Source organism: Rania fehmarnensis, from assembly GCF_056494185.1.
Window position 1 is genome coordinate 6,840,298 of record NZ_CM151398.1, and the last position, 11,694, is coordinate 6,851,991.

The following is an 11,694-nucleotide window of genomic DNA, read 5'->3' on the forward strand; positions in this document are numbered from 1 at the left end:
ATTACGTTGTCGGGCAGCAACGGAATTACAAGAGCTATGCAGCTATTCCAGCCAGCGATTCGGCACAGCCACCAAAGCGGAAAAGATTTTCTCGAAAGATGGCTTTGGCGCAGCCTTTGGAGTGCTGCGGCGCAGCCGTAGCTTTGATGTGATAACCCAACCGTGCCGCAGCCTGCACGAACTCGGTAACTCCAAACTGTCCGAGCGACTCAGGCTGCGGCTGAGGACTTCTCTTACATCAAAGCCTTCGTGTAGAGCGGCTGTCCCCAGCCGCTCAGCACCTTCTAATCAAGTATCTGCAAACCATTGGATTGCGCTTTGGAGTGCTGCGGCGTAGCCGTAGCTTTGATGTCATAACTCAACTGTACCGCAGCCTGCACCAACTAGGTGACTCCAAACTTTCAGAGTGACTCAGGCTGCGGCTAAAGACTTTACTTACATCAAAGCCTTCGTGTAGAGCGGCTGTCCCCAGCCGCTTAGCACCTTCTAATCAAGTATCTGCAAACCATTGGATTGCGCTTTGGAGTGCTGCGGCGTAGCCGTAGCTTTGATGTCCTAACTCAACTGTACCGCAGCCTGCACGAACTAGGTGACTCCAAACTTCCAGAGTGACTCAGGCTACGGCTAAAGACTTTACTTACATCAAAGCGGGGCCAAATGGCACCGCACTCCCAGGGCGCGCGTCTCAATCTGATATCAAAAGATGCCTCGATTCGCAAAAAATTGTTCCGCAGCTGTCGAATTATCTTTGGCAGAAGCGACAATGTGTCAGGTGCATTTTGACACCAACGGTATTTTTGAACGAATGAGTAGGTACATGCAAATAACAGTTGAGACGATGGTCGCAGCACCGGTGGAAGAGGTCTGGCAGGCCTACACCAACCCCGATGACATTAAGCAATGGAACGCAGCCTCGGATGATTGGCATACGACAGCGGCTACAGTGGATTTGCGCGTCGGCGGGCAGTTTTCGTCGCGTATGGAAGCCAAAGACGGTAGCTTTGGATTTGATTTCGCTGGCACCTATACGCACATCGTTCCTCTCAAGTTAATCGAGTACTCGTTCGGCGATCGGGAGGCACGCGTTGAGTTTGATCAGGCCCCTGATGGTTCCGACAGCACTACGGTACGCGTCACCTTTGACGGTGAAGAAGAGCATTCTGCAGATCAACAACGCGCTGGCTGGCAAGCGATCCTGGATAACTTTACTCGACATGTAGAAACACGACCACGCACAGGCAAGTCGGCTTAAGGTCTTGCGCCAATCAAACGTTCCTTCGAATTCCATTAGAACTGGAGACAATTCAGATGAAGTCCTTTATGGTTCACACACTAGCCCTTGCACTATTGGCAATCTCTAGCGCCGCCTATGCGCAAGAAGGACCGGCTATGCCCGAGCCCACCGCTCAGCACGCCTGGTTAGAGAAATTTGTAGGTCAGTGGACCACCGAGTCCAAGGGTTCGATGGGTCCCGATCAACCAGCCATGGAGTGCCAAGGCACGCTGTCCTCACGCAAGCTGGGCGGTTTCTGGGTCGTCAATGAAATGAAAGGCGATATGGCTGGAACCCCGATGACTGGCGTTCAGACTATTGGCTACGATGCGGCCAAAAAGATGTACGTAGGTACCTGGGTCGATTCAATGTCTGACTTTATGTGGAAATACGAAGGCAGCGTCGACAAGACCGACAAGATCTTGACGCTGGAAGCCGACGGGCCAAACTTTATGGGCGGCGGTAAGTTAACGAAGTTCCAAGACATCTACGAATTCAAGTCGAAAGATGAAATCATCATGACCAGCAAGATGCTGGGCAGCGACGGCAAGTGGGTGACCTTCATGACGGGCACCGCCAAACGCAAGCCTTAATTAGATAGCCACCGCTGCCAAGAGGGTGGATGGCGCCGCCAACTCAGTCCACCGTCTGGCGACGGTGGCTACGCAAGCCTTAGCGTTGACCGCGGAAGGTGCGGCGACGTGGGTCAGCACCTACGCCCAGTTGACCTTGGACTTGTTCAGGCGGTAAGAATTCCAATTGAGCCTGACGCTCGCGCGGTAGTTTTTGAAACTGTTCAATGGCGGCCGTACGATCTACTGTGCGCCGCTGTTGCGATGGATTGGCAAAGTAGATGATGAGCGCCATCTCTTGCAAAGTTGGATCTGGCAATCGCCCCAGGATCTCTTGAGCCTCGGGCGATAAACTCTCCAGCAGCAAATCGAGATCTTCCGACTCAATGATTGAATCGCCGAAGCCCACCTTGCGCGCCAGGTCGAACTCCACGCTATCGCGCGGTAGTTGCCCCCGATAATCCAACCGCATTTGACGCTTCCATTCTTCGACCGCCTGACGATCGGGTGAATCAGGCGTCAAGTCGCTTGCATAAACTTCAATCAACTTGCGATTGACTCGACTCTGCAAGTCGAGCATGCGTTTATCCAGATCTGGTTCGTCCTGATGCGTAGTTCGGTCGCTGACGTTCATATCGCCCAAGAAGATGGCGTAGCTGCGCGCGCTGGCCAGGTAGCCTTCAGCATCATCGCTGGCGTAGATGCGATTGCCTAATTGAATAATCTTCTGGCGCTCTTGTGCAGAATGATTGCGGGTATATTCGTTGAACTTCTCCAAGTTCGCCGATAGCCGATCTCGGTCGGTGGAACTGAGCCTGCTGATCCACTGGCGGCGCTCGGTAGTGGATTTCGGTACCAGGCCTACTCCGAGGTTGGAGTTCGCGGTGGCTCGCTTGCTAACGCGCACCAGATCTTTCTGGATGGAGTGAATCTTGTCGAGCCACTGGAAACTGCCCACATCTTCTAGAGCATCCCAATCGGCCAGGACGTGCAACTCCGCGACCGCCCAATGTTCTTCGGCACGTTGCCAGGCGCGGGTGGCGATGTAGCCGACAACCAAAGCCATGGGCAACAACAGTAACCAGGCAAAGCGCCGCAGGGTCTTGAGTTTCGCACCCGTCGTCGAGGGTTGCAGGTTGGCCGCACTCATGGCCACCATCTCGATGGTCGACTGCGTAAAGTGTGGACTGGGTTGGATGACAGGTAATTCGTCCAGCAGATCCCAGGCAGCCCGCAACTGATCGAGCCGCGTACGCAGTGCGGGCTGGGCGGCCAGATTTGATTCAACCTGGTCGCGCAGCGTCGCGTCTAATTCGCCGTCCAGGTACGCTACCAACAACTCGTCGTCTTCCGAGACAGGCACCATCGACATGGGATCGAGGGCGGCTCTGTCTAGCGACTCGGTGGAGGCGGAACCTGGATCGTTAGGTGAGGAATTCATACGGTGGGTTATGGTTGGTCGTTTAGGTCACCAGCGGCGGGTGGTTCTTGGATCGTCGAACCTGCTACCTGACCTAAACTGACGTAGGGTTCCAACATTGCTTTGAGGTTAACTCGCGCCCGGCTGAGCAGCGATTTGACTGCCTGCACAGTCAGTTCCATGGCATCTGCAATTTCTTGATAACTGAGTCCTTCATATTTGCACAAGAGCAGCGCCATGCGTTGGCGTTCGTTAAGGGCTTCGATGGCCAACTGGACCATCTCCGCGCGTTCTACTTTATCCAGCCGACGCGCCGGCATGACTCCGCTGGAGGCCATCGCCATCTGATCCAAAGATAACAGGCCCGATTGACTACCCGAACTAGGCGGACTGATTTGAAATTCTTTGCGGCGACGCCGATCACGCAGGGCATTGCTGGCGACATTGTGGGCAATATGGAATAGCCAGGTCGAAAACTTGGCGGACGGTTGATAACTGGCCCGAGCTCGAAAGACGCGTAGAAAAACGTCTTGAGCCAGGTCTTCGGCCGATTCATCCCCGCCGCAAACATGCCGTAAAATACGTACCAATCGTCCATGATATCGTTTCATCAATTGCTCGAAGGCAAATGCATCGCCACCTTGCACCCGCAGCATCAACTGGACGTCAGGATCATCTTTCCAGCCCGGGTGAGCTACTGTAGAGTTGCCGATGTCGACGGGAAGTTGCTCGTTCATTCTGCTATCGGCGTGCGCGAACTGCGCCGACGCACGGCCGAGGGTCGGCGGCGGATTGGAGAGCGGAACTTTCGTACTGGACGCGTCGGCCAAGCTACCAACCTTATGTGGTTTGACCAAAAGGGAACCTAGTGCTTGCTTCAAGTTTACGCCTCGGGTGCCCCCTTTACCACAGTGCCGCCCCTTGGGCGGACAAATGGCACGAAATCTAGCCCCAATGTATGCACAAAGGGGCCACCAAACCGCTAACATATCAGCATCACAGCATTAGGTACCGCCAAATCCAGTTTCGATTCCACGCCAACGGTTTCAATCTAACAGTAACTTTATATTCCACCCTTGAGGCTCTTGATGGCTGCGGACCAAGCGCCCGACCCAAACGCATCGGAAAAGCCACGTTCCAGCGAGGACGAATTTACCCGCTTCGCAGGCTTGGATGGGGCAGTCGATGATTCGTTGGAACTGGAATTCGATTCGGAATCTACGCCTGCTTCGCAAAGCGGTGGCGGACCTTTGGGAATTCTCGGCGAGTACTTGCTGCTGGAACGCATTGGAGCCGGCGGTATGGGTGAGGTGTTTCGGGCCGAACACCGCACGATGAACCGGCAGGTCGCGCTGAAGATCTTGTCACGGTCCATCGCCGATCGACCAGATTTGCTCGAGCGATTCTTTCATGAAATTCGTGCTGTTGCCAAGTTGATGCACCCCAACGTCGTGACAGCCTTCGATGCGGGCAGCGCTGGCGGGATGCACTACTTGGTAATGGAATTAGTCGAAGGTGAGTTGCTCTCGCGCCGCGTCTCGCGCGAAGGCCCACTGCCCACTGGATTGGCTACTGATATTCTCTCTCAAGCTGCGCGGGGGCTGGAGTACGCGCATCGCCAAGGCGTCATTCATCGCGACATCAAGCCCAGCAACTTGATGCTCAATACGGCCGGTACGCTCAAGATCCTAGACTTCGGACTGGCTCAACTGGAACGACCGCGCGAACTGAGCGATTCGAATCGCGTGTTCATGGGCACTGTCGAATACATGTCGCCTGAACAAGTCGAACATCCCGACAAAGTCGATGCGCGCAGCGATCTATACAGCTTAGGCGCGACACTATTTTTTCTAATGACCGGTCGCCCAATGTTTATCGGCGAACAGATGCAAGTCGCGATGGCGCAGTTGCGTCAAGCTCCTCCGAAGCTCTACGAAGTTCGCGGCGATGTCGATTTGCGGATCGATGCCATCTTTCAACGCCTGGTAGCCAAGTCGCCCATAGAGCGATTTCCATCAGCCGGCGCACTTTTAGAAGCCCTCACCCATTCGAACTTGCTCAGCAAAGATCGTGGAACTGCAACCACCTCGACGGGACTATCGGGCTTGCGCGTCTTGCCAGATCGACCGACTTCCGGTGGCACCAGTCATTCAACGATTTCAAAATCATTGGGCACAGTAGCTATCGACTTAGGGATGCTGACATCCAGCGTGGCTCACTATGATTCCAAAACCGGTTCAGCCGCGATCGAGCTGCCTGGCGGTGGCAACCAGGTTCGCAATATGCTGTGGAGCGATGGCGAACACGTGGTCATCGGCGCCGAAGCCGCGCAACTTCGGCAAACGCAACCCGACAAAGTTTTTCACTGCTTGCAGCGCTGGATCGGTTTAAAGCAAATCGAACGTCCCTTTGGTGGCCGCATGGTACCGCCCGAGATTCCGTTGGCCGCCATGTTGCGTTACTTGGTGAACAGTTCGTTGACAGCGGTGCCGGGCGCATCGCATGTCGTGCTGACCGTACCGGCAAGCTATGACCAGATGCATCGCCTGGCCATGCATAACGCTTGTCAGGTGGCCGGGTTGGAACTGTTGCAATTGGTGGATAAACCGTTGGCTGCGGTGGCTGCGTGGATCGATACACAAATGCGTTTTTCTCCGCCTGGCTCACGTGGCCTGGCCAGCAACTCCACTATCCTGACTGTGCATTTGGGCGGCACGGGCCTGGAGGCCAGCGTTATCGATGTACAAGGTTTAGTTGCCTCGATGCGCGGCAGTTGTGGCAGTATCAAACTGGGTACACTGCGATGGCAATCGCGCCTGGCGGAGTTTTTCAGCGAGCGTTTTCGGGCATTGCATAATCGTGACGTGCGCGAAGATATGGTCGCAGCGGCTCGTTTGCAACGCACCGTGGAAATGGCCTTGCAACGGTTAATGAAGAGCTCGAAGGTCGAAGTCAAATTCGAATGGCGTCAAGCCAACATCGTCGAAAACCTTACTCAAGATGGTCTGCTGCAATTAGCGCCAAATCTGGTTGAAGCCATTGGACAAGTAATCAAACAAGCTTGCGCGTCGGCCCGAGCTGAAACGGCTGAGATCGACCATATCATTCTGTCTGGCGGACTGATGCGCATCGATGCCCTCAAGCGTCAAGTCAAACAGATGTTTCCCCACTGCCAATCGGTAACCTATCTCGAGAAACAAGATATAGCTCAAGGAGCGGCCTTGCACGCTCAGCATCTGATGCCCTTGGCTGCCAGCAATCCCACGCTACCGAAAGTGCGCTCGGCCACTAGTTATGATTTGGGTTTGTTGGTCGCCGATGGACAGGGCAGATCGAAGCCCCGCATCTTGATTCAAGCTGGTTCTAGCCTGCCAGCGGCCGTGTCGCGATCACTGCGGAGTGCGCCTGCCGAACAAGTACCCGTCTTGCAGATGATTGAAAGCACCGGCGTGGGCCAATCGACCTGGCATCGACTGGGCAGCCTCGATTTGAGCCAAGCCTTCCCCGGGTTACCACCGCAAAGCGCTTTGCAGTTGCGTCTGTCGGTCGATGAAAGTGGCATGCTAACCACCCAGATCTTTCATCCCGAATCCGGTCGCAACGCCGTCTTTCCCGCGCTCAACGAAGGTGTGCTATCACCGCTAACAATTCCCAACTGGAAAGCCTGGCTGGAGACACTCATGCTCATCTCCGTCAAAGGTCAGGGGTGAAGTGTGAAGTTCGAAGTGTGAAGCTCTGCTTTAAATTTCAAGAACGCGTGTAAGAATCTGGTGCGCCCCAGGGTTATCATTGATGACCAGCCAGTTTTCCTTGGAATTGACCGATGGGCGCCTCTCCAACAACTCGAGCCAGTTTGATTTTGCGGCTCAGCGACCGCGACGATGCTTCGGCGTGGGAAGAGTTCGTCGGTTTGTACTCACCGCTGATCGAGCGCGTGGCCCGCCAGCGGGGATTGCAGCGAGCCGATGCGGCAGAAGTGGTGCAAGATGTTTTGATGGCTGTCGTCCGAGCCATTGATACCTATCAGATTGGGGCCCGCACCGGTTCGTTCCGAAAATGGCTGAGCACGATTGCCAAAAACAAGACGCTCAATCGCCTGACGCGTCAACCGCTGGACGAGAGGTTGCGAGCGGCCGGTGTCGAACCTGAACAGCTCTGTGCCCGTGAGCCCTTGGCAATCAGTCAAGCGGAACTGCTGCATCGACAATGGCAGGAGCAGCTGTTTGTCATGGCAGCCGAACATGTGCGCAAACAGATTCAGCCTCAAACCTGGACCGCGTTTTGGCTCTCTGCGGTCGAGAACAGATCACCGGAACAAGTAGCCCAAGAGTTGAACATGGATGTGGGGAACGTGTATGTCGCGCGTAGTCGTACCCTGGCCAAAATTCGCGATTGGGTCCAACAACACTCTGCCCGTTGGGAGGAGTCCAAGTCATGATCGCTAAACACAGATTCGCAGACCCTTCGCACGACCAGTGCAATCACGCCCTGCTCAAACGCCTGGTCCATGATCAGTTAACCGCTGATGAACTAACTTGGACTAGTCAACATCTGAATCACTGCGACAAGTGCCGACAACTGCTGGACGATGATTCGCGCAGCGACGCCGATTGGCAGAGTTCGATCGAGAGCGTGCGCATGAGTCTGACTGCGACTGCAAGCGCGACGACTGATGAGAAAGATGCAGAGCGGTTGGGCGCACTTCCGGCCAGCAACTCCCTGCCTGCTTCGTTGGTGAGTTGGCTAAAGCCTGTCGGTCCGGATCAACATCAGCCGGACACGCTTGGCTTGATCGATCGTTTCTTGGTCAAGCGAATCGTGGGTGCCGGCGGTATGGGCATCGTGATGGAAGGCTGGGATGCGCAGTTGCATCGGCCTATCGCCATCAAAGCCATGCATCCCCACCTGGCCGCTATCGGCATTGCGCGTCAACGTTTTATCCGCGAAGCCCGCGCGGCGGCAGCGGTCGTGCATCCGAACGTCGTACCCATTCATAGTGTGTACGCCGAACATGATCCACCGTTTTTGATCATGCCACTTATTGCGGGCGAATCGCTGCAAGAGCGCATCGATCGCGATGGCGCGATGGAAATCGACGCCGTGCTGCGTGTGGCTAGTCAAGTAGCCGATGGCCTGGCCGCCGCGCATCGCCAAGGGCTGGTGCATCGCGACATCAAACCGGCCAATATCTTGGTCGAACATGGAACCGAACGCGCCATGATCACCGACTTTGGAGTCGTGCGGGCTTTGGATGAAGCCACGGTCACCGGCAGCGGGGCGATCGCCGGTACACCGGAATACATGTCGCCCGAGCAAGCCCGAGGCGAAGCCATCGATCATCGCACCGACTTGTTTAGCTTGGGCAGTGTCATCTATGCGATGCTGGTTGGCCGCTCGGCGTTTCGCGCCGACACACCCTTTGCCGCTCTGCGCAGACTGTCCGAAGACACACCGCGTTCCATTCATGAAACACATCCGCATGTGCCCAACTGGCTGGTGGCGTTAGTCGAGAAACTGCACGCCAAAAGTGCCACACAGCGCGTGCAAGCGGGCGATGACCTGGCCCTTTGGCTGCGCGAAGCCTTATCACACTGGCAAGATCCCAAACGACATGCCTTGCCCGACGCCCTAATCGGACTGGGTGAACACAAACCGATCCGACAGCTTCGATGGTTACAAGCAGGTGTGGGCGTGTTGTTGATCGCACTGGTAGGCATGACCCTATGGCCAAGTCCGCCTGTCGTTAACGAGAGTGCCCCGATCCCGCCGCAGCCTCCGCCAATCGTCAAGCCGGTAGCTCCGATCGATATCGAATGGGCCCTCGAAGACATCGATCGCGAAATCACTGCTTTGGAAGCAGAGCTCAAGCTATGACCTGTAAACCTTGAAATCAAAATCGTGAAGCTGAAAACGCGATCCTTAAAACGTGAAGCTAAAAACGTGAAATGCAAACCGTAACTTTCAAATCGTAAATTCCGAGGGAATCAAAGATGAACCAAGTGTTCAAATCCACCTGGCCCTACCTGGCCACTGGTCTGCTGGCGGTAGCTGTATTAATTACATCGCAATCTTGGGCAGGCGATGATCCACCCGCCACGGTTCCGCAAGATCCCAACGACGCGGCGGAAGCTGAAGTCGACGTGTCTGTCGACATAGTCAAAGATGTCTTCAAATCTGTAGCGGACGATGTCGCTTTCGAAGCACAGGAAGATGGGGTGGACGAAGAAGCCGCGGAAGCGATGGAGGACGAATTAGCTCCGCCGGATGAAGCCCTGCCTGCGGACGATCTCTTCTTGCTCGATCCCGGACAAGTAAAAAAGGCGTGGCTGGGGAAAGCTAGAAAGCAATCCGAGTTGGAGCAGCGCAGTCGCAGCCTGGTCCAAAAAGCTAGAGCAGCTCGCAATGATCCTGCTCAATATGAAAAGCTGAAGTCCGAGCTCAAAGGAGTTGTGCAATCCGAGTTTGAAGCACTAGAGAGCAAACGTCGCCAGCAAGTCGAAGCGCTGGAGGCCCGGCTGAATGAGTTGCGTGAAGTGCTCAAGCAACGTGAAACCCACGCCGACCAGATCGTCGATCGCCGCGTCAAAACTCTCTTAGGCGAAAGTGATGCTCTGGACTGGAATCCAGGATCGGAGCAGTTGGGAGAACCATTTAAGACCATGCGTTTTTTTCAGAACCAAAATTGGGGCGAACGCTTCGATGCCTTCCCTGATTTTGGAGCCGCGAATGAGGTGGCAACACGCCAGCAAGCCGAACTGCTCAATCACAACCTGCAGCTCATGTCACAAACGCGAGAGGCGGCCAGGCAAGAGATGGAGGAGCTGGAAAAGCAATACACAGGCAAATCCACGGAGAAGGTCAACACAGAACTGCTGCGCGCACGAGCGCGACTAGAAGCGATCGAAAAAAAGACTGAAGAACTGCAGCGGCAATCTGAAGCACTATCTCAGTCACAAGGCAAGGCTCGTTACCGCCAGGACAAAGAGCGTCGCGACTCAAATGACGATCAGTCAGGGAACAAACTGGACAGCGAACCGAAGCGCGGTAGATAGGCCTCGGAGGGCCGCACGTTACGGCTCTCAACATGTATCAAATTCAGCCCGGATTCGCTCTTTGCGTCCGGGCTGATTTTTGCTACTCTTCCGAGTCGAAGAGTCATCGACGTCGCCAGAACATCAAGCACCAAAGCATTTCGCCGAAACGACAAAGGATTGGGCGTGCGGCAGTTTAGTCATTCACCATCACACCGATATCAGCTCGCCGCCAGCGTCTTTCGGCTAGCGGCTTGGTGTTGCATGCTGCTGCCGCTTACTCTCACGGGCTGTGGCCTGTTCAGTGGTTCGCAAGTCAAGCAGTTGCAGGCCGAGAACGACAAACTGGTTTCCGAGTATCGCACTCTGCGCGATCGCGCTGCCCAGCAAGCCGAGAAGATCGCACTCTTGGAAGCTCGCAACAGCGAAGCGGAGAAGATGCTCGCTCGAGCCGGTCAGAGTCTACCTGGGCGGCCAGCGCAAATCGCTTCGCGCCCCAACGCCTCTGCACCACCTTATACTCCCCCCAGCTCATCCACGCTGCCCGAGGCCACCAGCGAAGCCACTCCCAAATGGCGCCCCACTAAGCGGCAATAAGCTCCTCGAAGTGCTGCGGCTTTGGAGTGCTGCGGCGTAGCCGTAGCTTTGACGTCCTAACCCAACCGTACCGCAGCCTGCTCGAACTAGGTGACTCCAAACCTTCAGAGTGACTCAGGCTGCGGCTGGAGTCTTCACTTACATCAAAGCGGTGCCAGATAACACCGCACTCCATATGGAGTGCTACGGCGCAGCCGTAGCTTTGACGTCCTAACCCAACCGTACCGCAGCCTGCTCGAACCAAGTGACTCCAAACCTTCAGAGTGACTCAGGCTGCGGCTGGAGTCTTCACTTACATCAAAGCGGTGCCAGATGACACCGCACTCCATATGGAGTGCTGCGGCGTAGCCGTAGCTTTGATGTCCTAACCCAACTGTACCGCAGCCTGCTCGAACCAAGTGACTCCAAACTTTCAGAGTGACTCAGGCTGCGGCTGGAGACTTCGCTTACATCAAAGCGGTGCCACATGGCACCGCACTCCAAAGAGGACTATCTTCCCTCAGAGGCGGCTACGGGCAGATCGAGTGCCATCAGCTATTGGGTACCACGCGAGTTTCGTTAATCGCTATACTTAGCCCTCACGAATGTCGATTTAAACTAGTTAGATGCTTCAGTTTACGCAGGTGACACAACTCCGAGGTGCGCGGGGGTGCGTGGCCGGCATGGCTGGATTGTCTTACTGGATCACACTAACCCGACCTTCCCGCAATCCTTAGTTGGCTGGCTTATCGAACACGATCGCTGAAGGAATTCCTCCAGTGGCGGTCCAGATTCGAACGGCGTGTACAAAGGCAGTGGTAT

General features: G+C 55.3%; 9 protein-coding genes. 7 read left to right on the top strand and 2 right to left on the bottom strand.

The window, feature by feature from the left end; all coding sequences use genetic code 11:
- Nucleotides 1-817: 817 nt before the first annotated feature.
- Nucleotides 818-1,252 (top strand): SRPBCC family protein, encoded by a 435-nt coding sequence (locus SH573x_RS23185; RefSeq protein ID WP_479350229.1) that lies wholly within the window; start codon nt 818-820, stop codon nt 1,250-1,252.
- 56 nt (nt 1,253-1,308) lie between these two features.
- On the top strand, nt 1,309-1,866 hold the full coding sequence (locus SH573x_RS23190; protein ID WP_479350231.1) for a DUF1579 domain-containing protein: 558 nt from the start codon (nt 1,309-1,311) through the stop codon (nt 1,864-1,866).
- Between the two features lie 79 nt (nt 1,867-1,945).
- On the opposite strand, the gene SH573x_RS23195 is transcribed toward SH573x_RS23190, so the two are convergent.
- A complete protein-coding gene (locus SH573x_RS23195) occupies nt 1,946-3,286 on the bottom strand; it encodes an anti-sigma factor family protein (RefSeq protein WP_479350233.1) in 1,341 nt (446 codons plus the stop codon).
- An 8-nt stretch (nt 3,287-3,294) separates the two neighbouring features.
- Nucleotides 3,295-4,002, bottom strand: coding sequence for an RNA polymerase sigma factor (locus tag SH573x_RS23200; protein WP_479350235.1), 708 nt, complete (start codon nt 4,000-4,002; stop codon nt 3,295-3,297).
- 351 nt (nt 4,003-4,353) lie between these two features.
- On the opposite strand from SH573x_RS23200, the gene SH573x_RS23205 reads away from it, so the two are divergent.
- From SH573x_RS23205 to SH573x_RS23225, 5 genes are all read left to right on the top strand, one after another.
- Nucleotides 4,354-6,975 carry a protein kinase domain-containing protein gene (locus tag SH573x_RS23205; protein WP_479350237.1) on the top strand — a complete coding sequence of 874 codons (2,622 nt, stop codon included), beginning with the start codon at nt 4,354-4,356 and terminating at the stop codon, nt 6,973-6,975.
- Between the two features lie 113 nt (nt 6,976-7,088).
- On the top strand, nt 7,089-7,703 hold the full coding sequence (locus tag SH573x_RS23210; protein WP_479350238.1) for an RNA polymerase sigma factor: 615 nt from the start codon (nt 7,089-7,091) through the stop codon (nt 7,701-7,703).
- A complete protein-coding gene (locus SH573x_RS23215; protein WP_479350240.1) occupies nt 7,700-9,139 on the top strand; it encodes a serine/threonine-protein kinase in 1,440 nt (479 codons plus the stop codon). Before SH573x_RS23210 ends, SH573x_RS23215 begins: the two co-directional genes overlap by 4 nt.
- 116 nt (nt 9,140-9,255) lie before the next feature.
- Entirely contained in the window at nt 9,256-10,317 is a 1,062-nt protein-coding gene (locus SH573x_RS23220) for a hypothetical protein (RefSeq protein ID WP_479350241.1), read from the top strand.
- 243 nt (nt 10,318-10,560) lie between these two features.
- Complete coding sequence (locus tag SH573x_RS23225; protein WP_479350242.1) at nt 10,561-10,893, top strand: hypothetical protein; 333 nt, start codon at nt 10,561-10,563, stop codon at nt 10,891-10,893.
- Nucleotides 10,894-11,694 lie beyond the last annotated feature (801 nt).

Excerpts from the sequence above, each read along its gene's own strand:
- SH573x_RS23185 (WP_479350229.1), top strand. The coding sequence starts at position 818 with ATGCAAATAACAGTTGAGACGATGGTCGCAGCACCGGTGGAAGAGGTC.
- SH573x_RS23190 (WP_479350231.1), top strand. The coding sequence starts at position 1,309 with ATGAAGTCCTTTATGGTTCACACACTAGCCCTTGCACTATTGGCAATC.
- SH573x_RS23195 (WP_479350233.1), bottom strand. The coding sequence starts at position 3,286 with ATGAATTCCTCACCTAACGATCCAGGTTCCGCCTCCACCGAGTCGCTA.
- SH573x_RS23200 (WP_479350235.1), bottom strand. The coding sequence starts at position 4,002 with ATGAACGAGCAACTTCCCGTCGACATCGGCAACTCTACAGTAGCTCAC.
- SH573x_RS23205 (WP_479350237.1), top strand. The coding sequence starts at position 4,354 with ATGGCTGCGGACCAAGCGCCCGACCCAAACGCATCGGAAAAGCCACGT.
- SH573x_RS23210 (WP_479350238.1), top strand. The coding sequence starts at position 7,089 with ATGGGCGCCTCTCCAACAACTCGAGCCAGTTTGATTTTGCGGCTCAGC.
- SH573x_RS23215 (WP_479350240.1), top strand. The coding sequence starts at position 7,700 with ATGATCGCTAAACACAGATTCGCAGACCCTTCGCACGACCAGTGCAAT.
- SH573x_RS23220 (WP_479350241.1), top strand. The coding sequence starts at position 9,256 with ATGAACCAAGTGTTCAAATCCACCTGGCCCTACCTGGCCACTGGTCTG.
- SH573x_RS23225 (WP_479350242.1), top strand. The coding sequence starts at position 10,561 with ATGCTGCTGCCGCTTACTCTCACGGGCTGTGGCCTGTTCAGTGGTTCG.